The organism is Streptomyces sp. yr375 (assembly GCF_900110755.1).
GTDB lineage: Bacteria > Actinomycetota > Actinomycetes > Streptomycetales > Streptomycetaceae > Streptomyces.
On sequence record NZ_FOFF01000001.1, the window covers coordinates 253,161 to 271,183 of the forward strand.

The window sequence follows — 18,023 nt, forward strand, 5'->3', positions numbered from 1 at the left end:
CCGATGCCTGGCGGTCATCGATGGCGCACCTGGTCGGGTGTCAGGCGGAGTGCTCCTTGCGCAGGTTGTCGGCGATCGCCAGGAACAGGTACAGGTTCGTCATGTCCCTGGCCAGGTTGTTGGACCACAGGACGGGGGCGCCCGAGGGTCCGGTGGCCATGACGCGGACCAGGCCGCCCGCGGCGCGGACCTCCCGGACCTGCGGCCAGGGCAGGGCGCCCTTCTTGGGTGCGTGCACGGCCGTGCGGGACAGCGACAGCGAGCCGAACTCGACTGTGCCGCCCTCACCGAGCGTCTCCAGTACGGCCGTTGCCTGCGCTCGCGTCACCGCGTCCTGCATCCAGGGACCCCAGGTCTCGGGTTGCTCGTAGAACTCGGTGATCTGCACCGCCCCCCAGCCCGGGGCGCTCGCCGAGTAGACGTATCTGGTGGGCGCCGGGACGCCGTTGAAGACCCGCTGGACGATCTCCTGCCGCAGGCGCAGGGAGTCCCAGCGCAGGACGACCGGGTCGCCGCCGGACGGCGGGTGCACCACCAGCCCCTCTTCGAACAGGTGCAGCCGCTGGGCGGCCCGCTTCCGGTTGAAGTCGGGGAAGCGGCGCATCGCGAACCAGTAGTACAGCACCCCGGGGACCAGGAAGAACGGCAGGAGCATGACGCAGTTGAAGACATGGGCGGCGAACACCGTCCGACGCAGGCGCTGCGGCGCGAACACGCCCTGGAGCGCCCCCAGTCGATGCCGGGTGGCCAGGCCCGCGGCCTCGGGCGACGCAGAGGTGAGTGAAGTCATGAGGACGATCTTGCGAGCCGCGTCCCCCCATGACAACCATGGATTTACGTAGATCGGTGACGAATCCGCCCTGCGGACGGCGGTGTTGGCGGCGGTGTCGGTGTCGGTGCCGGTGTCAGAGGGGCCGATTACCGTACCGGTCATGTCTGATGCTCTTCGGGACGGCGGCGTACGCGAACTGGCCCTGGTGTGGGAGAGACCGGCGGGCCGGCTGCGGCCTTCGGTGACGTTGCGCGGGTTCAGGGACGGTCTGGGCGTCGCCGTCGCCGTGCCCGTCGGGGCGGATCGCGTCCTGCTGGCCGCGTCGGGCGATGACGAGGAAGCCGACGTGGTGCGGCTGTGGGACGTGCTGACCGGCGAGCAGGTCGGTGGCCCGCTACGGGAGAACGGGAAGCCGGGCGGGCGGGTCATCGCGATGGCCGCCCTGCCGGTCGCCGGCGGGCACACCCGGCTCGCCACCGCGCACTACGACGAGGACGACGACGGGCACGTGCTGTACCTGTGGGACCCGGTCACCGGCGAGCAGGTCGGCGGGCCGCTGCCGGGTCCGGGAGCCGCGTCGGACCTGGCCGCCGTATCCACGCCGGACGGGCGGAGCCTGCTGGCCGTCACCCCGTACGACGAGGAAGCGGTGTGGCTGTGGGACGCGGCCACGGCCGAACGGGCCGGCGGTCCGCTGAACGCCCCCGACGGTGTGGACGCCCCGAGCGCGCTGACGGCGCTGCCGCTCGCCGACGGCCGCACCCTGCTGGCCACCGCCCATGGTCACGCGGACGGCGCCCTGGTGTGCCTGTGGGACCCGGTGACGGGCGAGCCGGTGCGGACCCTGCGCTGCCCGCACGACGACGAGGGCCGGCCGAGCGCACTGGCGGCGGTGCCGCTGCCCGACGGAGGCCGCCTGCTGGCCCTGTCCCGCAACGACGACGACCACGAGACGGTGCGGCTGTGGGACGCGGAAACCGGTGCTCCGGTCGGCGGGCCCGTCACCGGTCCCGGGCTGCGCCCGGTCCCCCTGGCCGACGGGACGACCCTGCTGGCGATCGGGTCGGGGCTGTGGGACCCGGCGTCCGGGCGTCGAGTCGGCGACCTGGGGACGAACGGCGTCCCCGCCGCGGCGGCAGCGGTTCCGTCGCGGGACGGCGGCCCCACCCTGCTCGCGGGGGAAGTGCCCAGTGGCGCGGTCTGGTTGTGGGACCCCACGGCGGTGCGGCCGTCGACCGAGCCGGCGGGCGTCGGCTGGGGCGGCCTGCTGGCACCGGTGACGGTCCCCGGCGGGCGAACGCTGCTCGCCACCCGCGGCGACACCACCGTCTGGTGGTGGGACCTGCGCACCGGCGAAGCCGCCGGGCGACTGCACACCGGCGACACGGACGTCCTCACGGCGATGGCCGCCGCGCCCCTGCCGGACGGCCGTACGGTCCTCGTCACCGGCCACCGGAGCGGTGCCCTGCGATCCTGGGACCTGGCGACGGGCGGGCTGGTCGGCTCGCTGCCGCCCGGCCGCACCAGCGAGATCCGCACCATGGTGCCGATCCCGTCCCCCGACGGTCGGACCCTCATCGCCACCGGCAGCCACTCGGGCATCATCCGGCTGCGCGACCCCGAGACCTGCGACACCGCGAGCGACGTGTTCAACCGGCCCGAGCGGCCACCGCTGGTACTGGCCCGCGTCCCGATGCCGGACGGCCGCACGCTCCTGGCCGGCAGCGAAGCGACCCCCGCCCGGGGCGGCGGGAAAGGGGTCCGGCTGTGGGACCCGGCCACGGGTCTGCCGGTCGGCGGCCCCTTCGAGCACCACCGGCACGTGGAGCACTTCGCGGCCCTGCCCTTGCCGGACGGCCGCACCCTCCTCGCGGTCCGCGACTTCGACGACGCGATCCGCGTCTGGGACGCCGACAGCCGCCGACTCGTGGCCGAACTCACCGGCGGGCCGATGGCCGCGCTCGCCCCGCCCGGCGGACACCCCCTGCTGGCCGTCGCCCGGCGGGGCGCGATCGAGCTGTGGGATCCCCTGACCTGCCGCGGGGTGGGCTCCCGCCTCCTGGAACGACCGATCAGGGCGCTGGCCGGCGCCGGGTCGCATCTGGTCGTCGGCTGCGCCGACGGCCTGCACGTCCTCGACCTCGTCCGCGGGTGACGCGGTCATGGCGAGATATTCTCCGGACAACGCCCTTGACCTGCACGGGCAGGCAGGGAGCAGACAGAGCGGGAGCTTCCTCATGTTTCGTACGATGTTCAAGTCCAAGATCCACCGTGCCACCGTCACCCAGGCCGACCTGCACTACGTGGGATCGGTGACCATCGACGCCGACCTGCTGGACGCCGCCGATCTGCTGCCCGGCGAGCTCGTCCACATCGTCGACATCGCCAACGGGGCCCGGTTGGAGACGTACGTCATCGAGGGGGAGCGCGGCTCGGGCGTCGTCGGCATCAACGGGGCCGCCGCCCACCTCGTGCACCCCGGCGATCTGGTGATCATCATCAGTTACGCTCAGGTGACCGACGCCGAGGCGCGGGCCCTGGAGCCACGGATCGTGCACGTGGACCGCGACAACCGCATCGTGGCCCTGGGCACCGACCCCTCGGAGCCGGTGCCGGGCTCCGACCAGGAGCGCAGCCCGCAGGCCGTCTCGGCCTGACCCGAGGGAGTGCCCATGAGCGACATCGAGATCCGCGACGACCGGGCGGTCGGCCGCCTGGAGGCCCTCGGCGACGACGGCGAAGTCGTGGGCCACATCGCGTACTTCGTGCTGGAGTCGCCCGCACCCGCCCTGGTCCCGGTGCACACCATCGTCGAGCCGGCCCACGAGGGCCAGGGCATCGCGGGCTCGCTCGCGCGCGAGCTGTACGCCATCGCCGCGCGCGAGGGCGTCCCGGTCGCCCCGCTCTGCCCGTACGTCGTCAAGTGGGCCGCCCGGCACCCCGAGGCGGCCCCGGCGGCCGATCCCGAGCTGATCGCCGCCGCCAAGGACTGGCTGCGCGCTCACCCCGGGCGGTTCTGACCGGTGACGCTGGCCCTGCTGCACACCTCACCGCTCCACGTCCCGGTCTTCGACGCCCTGCGCGACGAGGCCCACGCCGGGCTCGAGCTGCGGCATCTCGTCGACGAGTCGCTGCTGTCGCGGGCCCGCGAGCTGGGCCCCGAGGCGGTCGCCGACGACGTACGGGATGCCGTGGCCCGGGCCGTCGCGGCCGGGGCCACGGCCGTGCTGTGCACCTGCTCGACCATCGGCGCGGTCGCCGAGGCGGCCGGCTCCGCGACCGGGGTCCCCGTCGTACGCGGCGACCGCCCGATGGCCGCCGCCGCGGTGGCCGCCGGGGGCCGGGTCGTCGTCCTGGCGACCGTGGCGAGCACCCTCGCCCCGACCGTCGCCCTCGTCGAGGAGGAGGCCCACCGCGCGGGCCGCCCGGTCACCGTACGCACGCTGCTGGTCGAGGCCGCCTGGCCGCACTTCGAGGCCGGTGACACACAGGAGTACGTCCGCCTGGTCGCGGCCACGGCCGACACCGTCACCGGCGCCGACGCGGACGTGATCGTCCTGGCCCAGGCCTCCATGGCCCCGGCCCGGCACCTCGTCCGGACGGCGGTCCCGGTGCTGTCCAGCCCCGGACCGGGCCTGGCGGCCGCCGCCGCACGGGTCCGGGCGGGCGTACCGGGTGACTGACCGCGCGCGGGCCGGGTACGCGGGGGAGTAGTCCAGCGGCGCGCCGCCCGACTGCTGCCCGGAGGACACCATGACGACCCCACGGCCCGACCCGGTCCACCCCGGACCCACCCCCGGCCCACCGGACCCCTACCCGAGCCCGGTACCGCCCCCGGAACCCTCGCCCTCCCCGGAGCCCCCGTCCCCGCTCCCCGGCCCGCCCCCGTCCCCGTCGCCGATCCCGCCGGGCCCGGAGCCCGTCCCGAGCCCGGAACCGGGACCGCCGCTTAGCTGAACCGACCGGGATCGGTCTCGGCCGACGAGGCGAGGGGGACCGCCGTGCCGCCCGGCAGGATGCCCGGGCCGTGCGGCGCGCAGTGCTGCCCGCCCGCGGCTGATTGTCGCCTTGTCATGGCCTGTTCGCAGCCCATACTTTTGCCCCTCCTGACATATGTCGAGGGGGATCTCCATGGCCGTACGCGGCCGGCACCGCCGGTATCAGCCGAACAGGATCAACCGCGCCTCACTCACCGTCACGGCGGGCGGCGCCGGCATGGCGATACCGCTCATCGGCACCGGAGTCGCCCAGGCGGCCGACGTGGACACCTGGAACAAGGTCGCCGCGTGCGAGTCGACCAACGACTGGGACATCAACACCGGCAACGGCTTCTACGGCGGCCTTCAGTTCACCCAGTCCACCTGGGAGGCGTACGGCGGCACGCGGTACGCGCCCCGTGCGGATCTGGCCACCCGGGACCAGCAGATCGCCGTCGCCGAGAAGGTTCTCGACGGGCAGGGGCCCGGCGCCTGGCCGGTGTGCTCGGTGCGCGCCGGACTGAGCAGGGGCGGCGACGCCCCCGACGTCCACCCGAGCGGCACGTCCGCGAAGCCCGCGTCCACCGGGACCAAGGCGGCGAAGACGTCCCTCGACGACGTGCGGCCCCAGAGCACGCCTCAGTCGCGGGCGGGAACCGCGGAGATGTACACCGTCGTCCGCGGCGACACCCTCTCCGGCATCGCCGACACCGAGGACGTCAAGGGCGGCTGGCAGGGGCTGTACGCCGCCAACCGGACGGCCATCGGCAACGACCCGGACCTGATCCTGCCGGGCCAGCGGCTCAGCCTGCGCGACCGGACGACCGGCGCGGCCAAGTCCCCGCGCAAGGCGGCGGGCGCCAAGGAGAGCAAGCCGGCCAAGAGCACGAAGACCAAGGGCGGCGACGGCGGCGACGGCAAGACGTCCACCGGCCATTCCCTCGTCGCACCCGTCGACGCCGGCACCGGAACGCCGTACCACGCGACCGGCTCCTCCTGGTCGAAGGGCTACCACACCGGCGTCGACTTCCCCGTGCCCACCGGCACCTCCGTGAAGGCGGTCATGGCGGGCAGCGTGGTGAGCGCCGGCTGGGGCGGTTCCTTCGGCTACCAGGTGGTCATCCGGCACGCCGACGGCCGCTACACGCAGTACGCCCACCTGTCGGCGATCTCCGTACGGGACGGACAGCCGGTGAGCGGCGGCCAGCGCATCGGCCGGTCCGGCTCCACCGGCAACAGCACGGGACCGCACCTGCACTTCGAGGTGCGGACCGGGCCCGGTTTCGGGTCGGACGTCGATCCGTTGGCCTATCTGCGGGCCGGGGGCGTCAGGATCTGATGCGGACCCGATGCCGGTCGACGGTCGGCATCGGGACGTACAGCCCTCCGTACACCGGGGCGTAGAACCACGGACCTTGGTCATCGGATGCGGACACGGATGCGGACACGTCGGACGGGGCCTCCTCGGGGTCCCGTACGTCCTCCAGCGGCGGGGCGACCGGCTGCTGCGGCACACGGACGGTGGCGAGCGCCTCGCTCGCCACCACCGGCTCCGGCGTCTCCGTCTGCGGGGTCGTCTCGGTCGGCGGGGTCGGGTGTGGCCCCTGGAGGTGGAGGCGTTCCGTCGTGAGCAGGATCAGGCCGCCCGCCGCCACCACACCGCAGCTCAGGGCGAGCGCGGTGCCCGTCGTGCCGTAGCGGAAGGTCTCGCCGAACATCGTGATGCCGACCGCGGCCGCCACCACCGGGTTGACGACCGTGAGCGTGGCCAGCGGGGCCGCGAGGCCCGCGCCCCGGTAGGACGCCTGCGACAGCAGCATGCCGGCCGTGGCCAGCACACCGATCACGGCCAGCGACGGCAGGTCGGCCGCCGAGACGCCGTCGGTCCAGTCCACGGCGACGGTCTTGGTGAACACCGACGACATGCCGAACGCGATGCCCGACGCGGTCGCCAGCAGCATGCTGCGGATCGCCGGGTGCCGGTGCGCGGCCCGCGCGGCGACCATCAGCGACACCACCGCGCCGGCCGTGACCACGGCCACCGCCACCCGCTGCGGGGTGCTCAGCGACTGCGCGTCGACCGTCCCGACCAGGGACAGCAGACCGGCCAGACCGACCGTCGCCATGATCGCGCCGCGCCAGGCCGTCGCCCCGGCCCGGCGGCCGACGAACAGCGCCGCCATGGGCAGCGCGAACACGATGGTCAGCGCGCCGAGCGGCTGGACCAGGCTGAGGGGACCGTAGGCGAGCGCCACCACGTGCAGGAGTCCGCCGAGACCGTTCAACGCCACCGCGGCCCACCAGCCCGGCCTGCTCAGCGGGGCGTACTCCTCGGCGGGCGAGGACACCGCGACCCGCTCCTGCACGATCGCCCCGCCCGCGTACGCGACAGCGGAGACGAGCGACAGGACGACGGACAACGCGAGGGCGCTCATGAGCTGCTCCTCTGCGTGAGGCGGGGGCGCCGGGCCCGGCGCGGCGAACGGTCTGCTCTCATGACCAACACGATGCCGTGTGGATCTGTTCCCGTCGTCGTCCCTGAGCACCCAATGGGTCCTACTGCCGATGGAGTACGAGAGGCCCGCCGTCCTCCCTCAGGTGGGTGACGACCAGGGATCCCCCTGATCATGACTCCTGCCTTCCTTGGTACTACTGCACCTCGTGGACCTCGACCCGGCTCTCGCCGCACTCCGCCCGCTCGGCGGCTTCTTCGCCCTGCACACCCCACTAAGCGGCTCAGTAGGCGGCCCGGTAGGCGGCTCAGTAGAACCGGCCGGGCCGCTGCCGACCCTCGCGCAGGCCTACGCCCGGACCCCGGAAACCTCGGAAACCCCGGAAAATCCTCATGGTTACGGCGACCCGCTGACTTTCCGGGTCCGGAAAGTGACTCTGGCGCTGCGTGCCCCGGAGGGCCGGATCGGGGCCTCCGTGGCGCAGCAGGGGCTGGCGGCCCGGCTGTGGTCGGTGGCGCTGGGCTGCGCCGTCCTCTACGGGTCCGTCCCCGACCTCGACCCGGGGCTGCTGCGCTGGGACCCGGACGCCGCCGCCCCGGACGACCTGTGGCTGACGGAGGTACGGGCCAGGCCCGGGGACGCGGCGACGGTGGCCGCGACCGTCCTCGACGGCCACCTCGAACCCCTCGCCGCGGCCCTGCGCGCCCGCCACCCGGTCGCGCCGGGCCTGCTGCGCGGCAACGCCGGCTCGGCGCTGGCCGGCACCGCCCGCCAACTCGACCAGTGGGCCCGCGCGCACGGCCGCCCCGACGTCGCCGTACGCGCGCGTGCCCTCACCGCCGAACTGTTCACCCACCCCCTCCTCGCCGACACCGGCACCCTCACCGGAACCGCCTTCCGCCGCCGCAGTTGCTGCCTCTACTACCGGGTACCGGGCGGCGGCCTGTGCGGCGACTGCTGCTTCACACGGCCCCCGCGCTCTTCCCCGCGCGCCCCGTCTGGGTGACCATGAGGGGAGCCGGCCGCGGACGGCGGGGACTTGGGGGGTTGCGGGTGCGAGTGGGACTGCTGACCCGGGAGTATCCCCCGGACGTGTACGGCGGCGCGGGCGTCCATGTCGAGTTCCTGGCCCGCGAGTTGAGGCGGCTGGTCGACGTCGACGTGCACTGCTGGGGCGAGGGCCGCACCGACGGCGTGCTGCGCCACCGCCCCTGGCCCGCGCTCGACGGCGCCAACGACGCGCTGCGCACGTTCTCCGTGGACCTCGCCATGGCCGCCGCCCTCGAAGGCCGCGAACTCGTCCACTCCCACACCTGGTACGCCAACCTCGCCGGCCACCTCGCCAAGGAGCTGTACGGCGTCCCGCACGTCGTCACCGCGCACTCGCTGGAGCCCCTGCGCCCCTGGAAGGCCGAGCAACTCGGCGGCGGCTACGCCCTGTCGAGCTGGGCCGAACGCGGCGCGGTGGAGTCGGCCGACGCGGTGATCGCCGTCTCCGGAGCCATGCGCGAGGACATCCTCACCTGCTATCCGGCGCTGCCCCCGGACCGGGTCCACGTCGTCCACAACGGCATCGACACCGCCCTCTACCGCCCCGACCACGGCACCGACGCCCTCACCCGGATCGGCCTCGATCCGGATCGCCCGTTCGTCCTGTTCGTCGGCCGCATCACCCGGCAGAAGGGCGTGCCCCATCTGCTGCGCGCCGTACGGGACATCGACCCCGCGGCGCAGGTCGTGCTGTGCGCGGGAGCGCCCGACACCCCGGAGATCGACCGGGAGTTCCGCGACCTGTTCGCCGAGCTGAGCCGTGCCCGGGACGGCGTGCACTGGATCCCGAAGATGCTGCCGCGCCCCGAGGTGATCCAACTCCTCACGCACGCGGCCGTGTTCGTCTGCCCCTCGGTCTACGAGCCGCTCGGCATCGTCAACCTGGAGGCGATGGCCTGCGGCACCCCGGTGGTGGCCTCCCGGGTCGGCGGGATACCGGAGGTCGTCGAGGACGGGGTGAGCGGGACCCTCGTACCGGTGGACGAGGATTTCGAGGCGGGCCTCGCGCGGGCGCTGGACGCGATCCTCGGCGACCCGGCTGCCGGACGCCGGATGGGCGAGGCCGGGCGGGTCCGGGCGGTGCGCGAGTTCGGCTGGGACGCCGTCGCCCGGCGTACGGTCGGTTTGTACGAGGAGATCCTCGAACAGGCGTAGCGAGTCCCGTGGCGGGGCAGCCATGGGTGATCGACACGGTGAGGGGAGCGGCCATGCGTCGAGGTGGGCCTTCGGTGCTCGGAATCGTGCTGGCGGGCGGCGAGGGCAAGCGTCTGATGCCGCTGACCACCGACCGCGCCAAACCAGCGGTCACCTTCGGCGGCACGTACCGGCTCGTCGACTTCGTCCTGTCCAACCTGGTCAACGCCGACGTCCTGCGCATCTGCGTGCTGACCCAGTACAAGTCGCACTCGCTGGACCGGCACATCACCACCACCTGGCGGATGTCGAGCCTGCTCGGCAACTACGTCACCCCGGTCCCGGCCCAGCAGCGGCTGGGCAAGCGCTGGTACCTGGGCAGCGCCGACGCCATCCTCCAGTCGCTGAACCTGGTCTACGACGAGCGGCCCGAGTACGTGGCCGTGTTCGGCGCCGACCACGTGTACCGGATGGACCCGCGCCAGATGCTCGCCCAGCACATCGACAGCGGCGCGGGCGTCACCGTCGCCGGGATCCGGGTGCCGCGCGGCGAGTCCTCGTCCTTCGGGGTGATCACCCCGGGCTCGGACGGCCAGACGGTCGAGGGGTTCCTGGAGAAGCCCGCCGACCCGCCCGGGCTCGCCGACGACCCGGAGCACGTGTTCGCCTCGATGGGCAACTACCTCTTCACCACCAAGGCCCTCATCGAGGCCCTCCAGCGCGACGCCGAGGACGAGGACTCCGTGCACGACATGGGCGGCTCGATCCTGCCCCAGCTCACCCGGCGCGGCGAGGCCCACCTGTACGACTTCAGCGGCAGCCACGTCCCCGGCGAGACCACCCGCGACCAGGGCTACTGGCGCGACGTCGGCACGCTCGACGCGTACTACGACGCCCATATGGACCTGATCGCCGAGCGCCCCGCCTTCAACCTGTACAACCGGAGCTGGCCGATCTACACCCACGCCAACCAGCTCTCCCCGGCCCGCTTCGGCGCGGGCGGCATGGCCAGCGAGTCGATCATCAGCGCGGGCTGTCTGATCCGCGGGCAGGTGACCCGGTCGGTCCTGTCGCCGGGCGTCGTGGTCGACCCGGGAGCGGTCGTCCAGGGCTCGATCCTGCACGACAACGTCCACATCGGGCGGGGCGCGGTGGTGCGCGGGGCGGTGCTGGACAAGAACGTCGAGGTCCCTCCGGGTGCGACCATCGGCGTGAACCCGGAGCGTGACGCCGAGCTGTACACGGTGTCCGAAAACGGTGTGATCGCCCTGGGAAAGGGCCAGCGAGTGTCCTGAACTTAATGAACTGTTAACTGTACGTAGCTTGATCGTACTTGACCGTAATCGCCTGGGCGCGGTTGACTGCTTGCCTCACCCGTATCGTCACCCTCCGTCGACGCGAGGCAAGCCCTTGACTGCTGATGATCTGCTGGCGCCCCTCGACCTGGCCTTCTGGAACCTCGAGTCGGCCGAGCACCCCATGCACCTCGGCGCCCTCGGCGTCTTCGAGGCCCCCTCGCCCACCGCGGGCGCCCACGCGGCCGACCTGCTCGCCGCCCGCGCCGCCGCCGTCCCCGGGCTGCGCATGCGCATCCGCGACCTGTGGCGGCCGTTCGACGCCTCCCAGCCGTTCGACCTGCGCCGCTCGCTCGCCTTCGGCGGCGCGACCCGGGAGCCGGACCCCGACTTCGACCCCCTCCACCACGTCACGCTGCACGCGCCCGCCGCCGACTTCCAGACCGCGGCGGGCCGCCTCATGGAACGCCCCCTGGTGCGCGGCCGCCCGCCCTGGGAGGCCCATGTGCTGCCGGGGGCGGATGGTGTGTCCTTCGCCGTGCTCTTCAAGTTCCACCACGCCCTCGCCGACGGCCTGCGCGCCCTGACGCTGGCCGCCGCCGTCCTCGACCCGCTGGACCTGCCCGCGCCCCGGCCCCGCCCCGCCGAGCCGCCCCGCGGGCTCCTGCCCGACGTGCGCCGGCTGCCCGGCCTGCTGCGCGGGGCCGTCTCCGACGTGGGCCGCGCCCTCGACATCGGCGCGTCCGTCGCCGTCCACACCCTGGGCATGCGCCCCACCCCCGCCCTCACCGCCCGGCCCACCGGCACCCGCCGCACCGCCGGCGTCGTCATCGACCTCGACGACGTGCACCGGATCCGCAAGACCGAGGGCGGCACCGTCAACGACGTGTTGATCGCCGTCGTCGCCGGGGCGCTGCGCCGCTGGCTCGACGAACGCGGCGACGGCAGCGCCGGCGTCGTGCCGCGCGCCCTCATCCCGGTCTCCAAGCGCCGCCCGCGCACCGCCCACCCGCAGGGCAACCGGCTCTCCGGGTACCTGATGAGGCTTCCCGTCGACGACCCGGACCCGCTGCGCCGCCTCGGCACGGTCCGCGCTGCCATGGACCGCAACAAGGACGCCGGACCCGGCCGGGGCGCCGGCGCGGTCGCCCTGCTCGCCGACCACGTCCCGGCTCTCGGGCACCGCCTCGGCGGCCCGCTGGTCGGCCAGGCCGCCCGGCTCTGGTTCGACATCCTCGTCACCAGCGTGCCCCTGCCCAGCCTCGGCCTGAAGCTCGGCGGGCACCCGGTCACCGAGGTCTTCCCGTACGCCCCGCTGGCCCGCGGCCAGGCCCTCGCGGTCGCCGTCTCCACCTACCGCGGCAGCGTCCACTACGGGCTCGTCGCCGACGCCGAGGCCGTCCCCGACCTCGACCGGTTCGCCCACGCCCTGACCGCCGAGGTGGAGACGCTCATCACGGCCTGCGGCTCTTGACGCCAACGGGTTTGGAGGACGGGCCCGGCGCTCCGTAAAATTCCCGGTTCGAGGCGGGCGCGGTCGGAGCGCCGCACGGGTGATCAGGGAAGCGGCAGCGCGATGACGGTGACAGAGGACGGCTCGACGGCGGTCACGGAGGAGGTCGTGGACGAGACCGCGGGCGAGACCGCGGACGGGATCGTCCACGGGCCCGGCATCGACCCGGAGCGGCTCGCCCTCTGCCTCGCCGTCCTGGAGGAACTCGACAAGCTGGACGTCGACCACCCCGACGCGATCACCGTGCGCCGGGCCACCGCCGGCGTCTACCGCACCGTGAAGCAGCGCCGCCGTCAGGACCGCCGGGCCGCCAAGACCGCCCACGACAAAGCGGTCACCGAGGCCACCGCGACCGGCTCCGCCCAGCGCATCGACGACGAGACCGAGGGCCTCCTGCCGTCCTCCGTCACCGAGGAGGGCCGGGTCGCGGGGATACTCCAGCGCCCGCGCTCCTGCTACACCTGCAAGACCCGGTACGTCGCGGTCGACTACTTCTACCACCAGCTCTGTCCGGACTGCGCCGCCCTGAACCGCGCCAAGCGCGACGCCCGCACCGACCTCACCGGCAAGCGCGCCCTGCTCACTGGCGGCCGCGCCAAGATCGGCATGTACATCGCGCTGCGGCTGCTGCGCGACGGCGCGCACACCACCATCACCACGCGCTTCCCGAAGGACGCCATCCGCCGCTTCACGGCCATGGACGACGCGGCCGACTGGCTGCACCGGCTGGAGGTCGTCGGCGTCGACCTGCGCGACCCGGCGCAGGCCGTGGCCCTCGCCGACCAGGTCGCCGAGGCGGGCCCGCTGGACATCCTCATCAACAACGCCACACAGACCGTACGCCGCCTGCCCTCCGCCTACGCCGCCCTGGTCGACGGCGAGAGCGCCCCGCTGCCGGCCGGTGAGCTGCCCGCCCACCACGTCATCGGCGCGTTCGGCTCCGGCGCGGTGGACGGTCTGGCGGCCCTGCCCGTCGGCATCAGCGGCCTCGACGCCCAGCAGGTCGCCGACCTCGCGCTGGTCGCGGGCAACGCCAGCGTCGCCCGGCACCTCGACGGCACCGCCATCGACGCGGGCGGTCTCGTCCCCGACGTCGTCGACACCAACACCTGGGTGCAGACCATCGAGCAGATCTCCCCGGTGGAGCTCCTCGAGACCCAACTGTGCAACTACACCGCGCCGTTCATCCTCATCAGCAAGCTCCGCCCGGCCATGGCCGCGGCCGCCGGGAAGGCCACGAGCGGACGCGCGTACGTCGTGAACGTCTCCGCGATGGAGGGCGTCTTCGGACGCGGCTACAAGGGCGCAGGTCACCCCAACACGAACGCCGCGAAGGCCGCGATGAACATGGTCACGCGGACCAGCGCGCAGGAGATGCTCCAGACCGACGGGATCCTCATGACCTCCGTCGACACCGGATGGATCACCGACGAGCGCCCCCACTACGACAAGCTGCGGCTCGCGGAGGAGGGGTTCCACGCACCGCTCGATCTTGTCGACGGGGCGGCCCGGGTGTACGACCCGGTGGTGCGGGGCGAGGCCGGCGAGGACGTGTACGGGGTCTTCCTGAAGGACTACGCGCCCGGCAAGTGGTGAGTTCTCGGGGTGGTTCTCAGTGGACGGTTTGTCAGGGTGCGACGCGTGCCGCCCGCACCCCCGTGCCGCCGTCCACCACCAGGTCCGCGCCCGTTATCCACCGAGCCTCGTCGGAGCACAGCCACAGCACCGCTCCCGCCACGTCCTGCGGCTCGCCGATCCGCCCCAGTGGCAGTCCAGCGGCTATCTCCGTCTCCCTCGGCTCCCACATGAAGCGGGCCAGCTCGGTGCGGACCAGGCCGGGGGAGACGGAGTTGACCCGGACCCCCGGCCCCAGTTCGCCCGCCAGTTGCCGGGTGAGGTGGAGCAGGGCCGCCTTGCTGGTGCCGTAGGCGCCGACGTGGGGGCCGACATGGGTCGCGCCCTCCGTGCAGACGTTGACGACCGCTCCGCCGTGCTCGCGCATCCAGCCCCGCCACGCGCACTGCGCCAGCCGCAGCGGAGCCTCGACGTTCACGGTGAACGCCTCGCGCCACAGGGCCGGGTCGGCGTCCATGAGCGGGCCGTAGGGCTGGTTGGTCGCCGCGTTGTTCACCAGGACGTCCAGGCGGCCGAACTCGCGCAGGCACAGGGCGGTCAGCTCCTCGGGATGCCCGGGCTCCCCGACGTCACCGGCCAGGCCCACCCCGCCCAGGTCAGCGGCGGTCCGCCGCACCTCCGCCGGGTCCCGGGCGCTGACGCACACCCGCGCCCCGGCGTCGGTCAGCGCCTGCGCCACCGCCCGGCCGATACCCCGGGTGGCCCCTGTGACGACGGCGGCCCTGCCTCGTAACGCGTACGACGACGTCATCGGCGTACGGTCTCATGATGGATCGTCAGTCGACAGCCCCGAGACGGGAGTTGCGTGCCGCGACCAGTTCCAGCACCGTGCGCCAGTCCTCCAGCACCCCGGCGTCGACGCCGACGACGCGGCCGTCCTCGTCGGCCTGGCGCAGGCTGAGCAGGTCTTCGTCGGCGGCCGGCGCGTCCAGCCAGGGGTGCAGGGCCAGGAGGCGGGCGACACGGGCGCCGAGCAGGGGGCGTACGGCGTCGGCGGCGCGCTCGGCGCGGCCGGTGGGGTCGGTCGGGCACAGCAGGTGGCCGATGGCGTGCACCAGCCCGGTGAGCTGGAGTTCCTTGTCGGCGGGGCGACCGCGGCGCAGCAGCGCGGCCGTCTGCAGCGCGTGATCGTGCAGGTCGACGCCGGGCCCACCGCGCTCCGGGGCGCCCCGCACGCCCCGGCAGGCGTACAGCAGGTCCATCAGCTCCTCGACGCTGCGCAGCTCCATGCGTCTGTCCTTCCGCGAGACAGCCGTTGCCGGACGTCAGCAGACCATGGCCGGCTTGCGACCGGACGAACGGCACTTGAACTGCACTGTCGTCGCCCGAACGGGTGAGTATAAAAGGTGTATAAGGATGCATAGGCGTTCACTTCACCTATCGGGATCCACGGGTGACTTGCCATGGTTACCCCAAATCTTGAGCCCTATCGAGCGGACCCCCGCTCATTTGGTTACCCTGTAGCGGAGTTTCCGGCACCACCGCTTCCTCGGCCGACTTGACCGGCTTGAGCCAGATCCGAGGGATCGTCAGGTGCCGGACCGCAGACTGGTCGGATCGCCCCGAGGGTGACCCGACACATAAGGAGTGCGCGGTGACACCGGAGAACACGAATCGCGAGCAACGTCCCAAGGAACGCCCGGAGCGGGCGAACCGTCGGCCGGGCGAGATCGGCAGCCTGGACGTGTGGGCCCGCTCCGCCCCGATCCGCCTCGCAGGGTACGAGGAAGACCTCGCCGAGCCCCACATCCTGCCCAGCGTCGACTGACCCGCACGCGAGCGCTCACCGCATGGGCGTGCCACCCCGCACGCCCATGCCGAGCCCCGCCGTCAGTCGAGCGGTGCCGTCCGCCGCCACGGCCGCAGCTCCTCCAACTGCCCGGCCAGCCGCAGCAGTTCGCCCTCCGACCCCGGCCGGCCCACCAACTGCACCGCCGTGGGGGCGCCCGACGGCAGCGTGCCGAAGGGGACCGCCATCGCGGGCCAGCCGGTCAGGTTCCACGGCGGGGTCAGCGGCGAGTAGTTCGTGTTCGCCACGACATTGCGCAGCCAGCCCCGCTCGTGCCACGCCACCGACTTCGGCGAGCGGCGCGCGAGCGCCGGGGTGAGCAGCACGTCGTACTCCGCGAAGAACGGCTCCAGGCGTCGGCGCAGTTCCTCCCGCGCCGAGCCGCCGCGCACCCCGTTCAGGAACCGCCGGCCGACGGCCGCGTGCACCCGGGTGCGCCGGGTCAGCAGCCGCGGATCGAGCGGCGCGGCGTCCACGGCCGTGCCCGCCGTCCAGTGCGCGAGCGAGGTGAGGCTCAGCGACAGCGGATACGGCGGTTCGGCCCGCTCCACATGGTGCCCGGCCCGGACCAGCACCCCGGCCGCCTCCCGCGCCGCGCCCGCGTACGGCCCGCTCACCGTGACCCCGGGCAGCGGGCTGCGCACCGATACGGCGATCTTCAGCGCGCCGCGCTCCGCGGACCCCACGGTGCCTGTACCGACGTCGGCGTCGGTGCCGGTGTCGGCGAGGACCGCCAGCATCAGCCGCGCGTCCTCGACCGTCGTCGCCAGCGGACCGTTCTCCGACATCCCGAACCAGTCGCCGTCCCCGATCCCGGCCGGGACGACGCCGTGGCCCGGCTTGATGGTCACCAGGCCGCAGTTGGCCGCCGGGATGCGCAGCGAGCCCATCCCGTCGTTGCCCAGCGCGATCGGCACCATCCCGGCGGCGACCGCGGCGGCGCTGCCGCCGGACGAGCCGCCCGCGGTGCGCGAGGTGTCCCACGGGTTGCGGGCGGTGCCGAGGACGCCCTCGGTCGTACCGAAGACACACAGCTCGGGCACGTTCGTCAGGCCCACGACCACCGCGCCGGCCGCCCGCAGCCGGGCCACCGTGACATGGTCGGCGCCCGCCGGGGTGTCCGGCGTCGCGGCCGAACCGACGCGGGTGGACTCGCCCCGTACGGCCAGGTTGTCCTTGACCGCCACCGGCACTCCGGCCAGCGGCAGTTCGGCCAGATCGGCGCGGGCGGCCACCTCGTCGGCCTCGGCGAGCGCCGCCTGCGCCCGCACCACGCGGAACGCCCCGATCCGGCCGTCCAGCCGCTCGATCCGCGCGAGATGCTCCGCCACCACCGCACGCGGCGTGACCTGCTTCTCCCGCACGGCGGCGGCGATCTCGACGGCGGTCCGGCCGACCCAGTTGGTCACAGGAAGCTCCCTCGGTGTGCGTCCACTACTCGCGAGTACGTCGCGTACGGAGAACTGTGCCCCGCCCGGAGCACCGAGTCGAGGGGCGGCCGTACGCCACGCCGGGCCCGGACCCGTGGCATCCGGTCAGGGCCCCACCCGCGCCCGCGCCCTCAGCCACTCCTCCACCTCGCCCACATGAGCGGCCGCCGCCGCCCGGGCGGCCTCCGGGTCGCGGGCGGCCAGGGCGCGGTGGATCGCCGCGTGCTCGCGGCGGGTGCGGGCGAACGCGCCCTCCTCCTGGTAGCCGCGCCAGACGCGGGCGCGGAACGTGCGCGAGGACAGGCCCTCCAGGATCGCCGCCATCGTCTCGTTGCCGGCGGCCGTCGCGATCGCGCGGTGGAAGGCGAGATCGTGGGCGAGGATCTCCTCCGGGTCGTCGGTGGCGTTCATCGCCGCCAAGTGGCCTTCCACCACGGCCAGTTGCTCCTCGGTGATGCGGGCGGCGGCCAGCGCCGTCGCCGTCGACTCCAGGACCCGCCGCACCTCCAGCAACTCGACCAGACGCGGCCCGCGCGAGAGGTCGGCCACCACCCCGAACGTCTCCAGCAGGTCGCCGGCCTCCAGCGCGGTGACGTAGATGCCGGAACCGTGCCGGGCCTCCAGCACGCCCAGGACCGTGAGGGCGCGGATCGCCTCCCGCATCGAACTGCGGGAGATGCCGAGCTGCGCCGCGAGCTCCCGCTCGGTCGGCAGCCGCTGGCCCGGCTCCAGCAGACCGTCGGCGATCAGCGCCTTGATCCGCTCGATGGCGCGCTGCGTCACCGTGCCCTTGGGGGCGGGCACGCTGGGCGGGGTGTCTTCCACGGGGCCTCTCCTGTCACCGGTGCGCCGCAGTCTAGCCACCGAGGTGGTAGGACCACTTGCGGCGAAAGCGCGCCGAATCTCCGCCCGAAGGGTGTTGTCGCACCGAAGTGGTCTGATAAATATGCGTCAACCGCTTGATCGCACGCCAGG

Annotated in this window: 17 protein-coding genes; 11 read left to right on the forward strand and 6 right to left on the reverse strand. The window is 73.6% G+C overall.

The features are described from left to right. Positions 1-40 precede the first annotated feature (40 nt). Positions 41-934 carry a DUF6585 family protein gene (locus BMZ82_RS00905; protein WP_093770547.1) on the reverse strand — a complete coding sequence of 298 codons (894 nt, stop codon included), beginning with the start codon at positions 932-934 and terminating at the stop codon, positions 41-43. Between BMZ82_RS00905 and BMZ82_RS00910 the strand changes: the two genes are divergently transcribed. The 5 genes from BMZ82_RS00910 to BMZ82_RS00935 all read left to right on the forward strand — a co-directional run bounded on the left by BMZ82_RS00910 (position 933) and on the right by BMZ82_RS00935 (position 6,088). Continuing rightward, positions 933-2,927 (forward strand): WD40 repeat domain-containing protein, encoded by a 1,995-nt coding sequence (locus BMZ82_RS00910; protein WP_143098809.1) that lies wholly within the window; start codon positions 933-935, stop codon positions 2,925-2,927. The genes BMZ82_RS00905 and BMZ82_RS00910 overlap by 2 nt on opposite strands. A gap of 82 nt (positions 2,928-3,009) precedes the next feature. After that, on the forward strand, positions 3,010-3,429 hold the full coding sequence (gene panD / locus BMZ82_RS00915) for an aspartate 1-decarboxylase (RefSeq protein WP_093770551.1): 420 nt from the start codon (positions 3,010-3,012) through the stop codon (positions 3,427-3,429). 15 nt (positions 3,430-3,444) lie between these two features. Next, a complete protein-coding gene (locus BMZ82_RS00920; RefSeq protein ID WP_093770553.1) occupies positions 3,445-3,792 on the forward strand; it encodes a GNAT family N-acetyltransferase in 348 nt (115 codons plus the stop codon). A gap of 3 nt (positions 3,793-3,795) precedes the next feature. Next, positions 3,796-4,455, forward strand: coding sequence for an aspartate/glutamate racemase family protein (locus tag BMZ82_RS00925; protein ID WP_093770555.1), 660 nt, complete (start codon positions 3,796-3,798; stop codon positions 4,453-4,455). Between the two features lie 448 nt (positions 4,456-4,903). Then, positions 4,904-6,088 (forward strand): transglycosylase family protein, encoded by a 1,185-nt coding sequence (locus tag BMZ82_RS00935; RefSeq protein WP_093770559.1) that lies wholly within the window; start codon positions 4,904-4,906, stop codon positions 6,086-6,088. On the opposite strand, the gene BMZ82_RS00940 is transcribed toward BMZ82_RS00935, so the two are convergent. Next, positions 6,078-7,184, reverse strand: coding sequence for a DMT family transporter (locus tag BMZ82_RS00940; protein ID WP_177244321.1), 1,107 nt, complete (start codon positions 7,182-7,184; stop codon positions 6,078-6,080). The genes BMZ82_RS00935 and BMZ82_RS00940 overlap by 11 nt on opposite strands. Before the next feature lie 208 nt (positions 7,185-7,392). Between BMZ82_RS00940 and BMZ82_RS00945 the strand changes: the two genes are divergently transcribed. From BMZ82_RS00945 to BMZ82_RS00965, 5 genes are all read left to right on the forward strand, one after another. Further along, positions 7,393-8,208 (forward strand): (2Fe-2S)-binding protein, encoded by an 816-nt coding sequence (locus BMZ82_RS00945; RefSeq protein ID WP_256251700.1) that lies wholly within the window; start codon positions 7,393-7,395, stop codon positions 8,206-8,208. 47 nt (positions 8,209-8,255) lie between these two features. Next, the gene (glgA, locus tag BMZ82_RS00950) at positions 8,256-9,407 is read left to right on the forward strand and encodes a glycogen synthase (RefSeq protein ID WP_093771087.1); all 1,152 of its coding nucleotides are present in this window, start codon (positions 8,256-8,258) and stop codon (positions 9,405-9,407) included. A 53-nt stretch (positions 9,408-9,460) separates the two neighbouring features. Further along, entirely contained in the window at positions 9,461-10,681 is a 1,221-nt protein-coding gene (gene glgC, locus BMZ82_RS00955) for a glucose-1-phosphate adenylyltransferase (RefSeq protein WP_093770565.1), read from the forward strand. A gap of 115 nt (positions 10,682-10,796) precedes the next feature. Then, positions 10,797-12,155 carry a wax ester/triacylglycerol synthase family O-acyltransferase gene (locus tag BMZ82_RS00960; RefSeq protein ID WP_093770567.1) on the forward strand — a complete coding sequence of 453 codons (1,359 nt, stop codon included), beginning with the start codon at positions 10,797-10,799 and terminating at the stop codon, positions 12,153-12,155. Positions 12,156-12,257: 102 nt separating this feature from the next. Continuing rightward, positions 12,258-13,790 carry an SDR family NAD(P)-dependent oxidoreductase gene (locus tag BMZ82_RS00965; RefSeq protein WP_093770569.1) on the forward strand — a complete coding sequence of 511 codons (1,533 nt, stop codon included), beginning with the start codon at positions 12,258-12,260 and terminating at the stop codon, positions 13,788-13,790. 31 nt (positions 13,791-13,821) lie between these two features. Here BMZ82_RS00965 and BMZ82_RS00970 read toward each other — a convergent pair whose 3' ends face one another. Beyond that, the gene (locus BMZ82_RS00970) at positions 13,822-14,580 is read right to left on the reverse strand and encodes an SDR family oxidoreductase (protein WP_093770571.1); all 759 of its coding nucleotides are present in this window, start codon (positions 14,578-14,580) and stop codon (positions 13,822-13,824) included. 25 nt (positions 14,581-14,605) lie between these two features. Further along, positions 14,606-15,058, reverse strand: coding sequence for an inositol oxygenase family protein (locus BMZ82_RS00975; protein WP_093770573.1), 453 nt, complete (start codon positions 15,056-15,058; stop codon positions 14,606-14,608). Between the two features lie 365 nt (positions 15,059-15,423). On the opposite strand from BMZ82_RS00975, the gene BMZ82_RS39150 reads away from it, so the two are divergent. Further along, positions 15,424-15,597 (forward strand): hypothetical protein, encoded by a 174-nt coding sequence (locus BMZ82_RS39150; protein ID WP_107487626.1) that lies wholly within the window; start codon positions 15,424-15,426, stop codon positions 15,595-15,597. A 62-nt stretch (positions 15,598-15,659) separates the two neighbouring features. Here BMZ82_RS39150 and BMZ82_RS00980 read toward each other — a convergent pair whose 3' ends face one another. Together BMZ82_RS00980 and BMZ82_RS00985 are read right to left on the reverse strand one after the other, a co-directional pair. Beyond that, on the reverse strand, positions 15,660-17,027 hold the full coding sequence (locus tag BMZ82_RS00980) for an amidase (RefSeq protein WP_093770575.1): 1,368 nt from the start codon (positions 17,025-17,027) through the stop codon (positions 15,660-15,662). Positions 17,028-17,153: 126 nt separating this feature from the next. Next, positions 17,154-17,873 (reverse strand): FadR/GntR family transcriptional regulator, encoded by a 720-nt coding sequence (locus BMZ82_RS00985; protein ID WP_177244322.1) that lies wholly within the window; start codon positions 17,871-17,873, stop codon positions 17,154-17,156. Between the last annotated feature and the right edge of the window lie 150 nt (positions 17,874-18,023).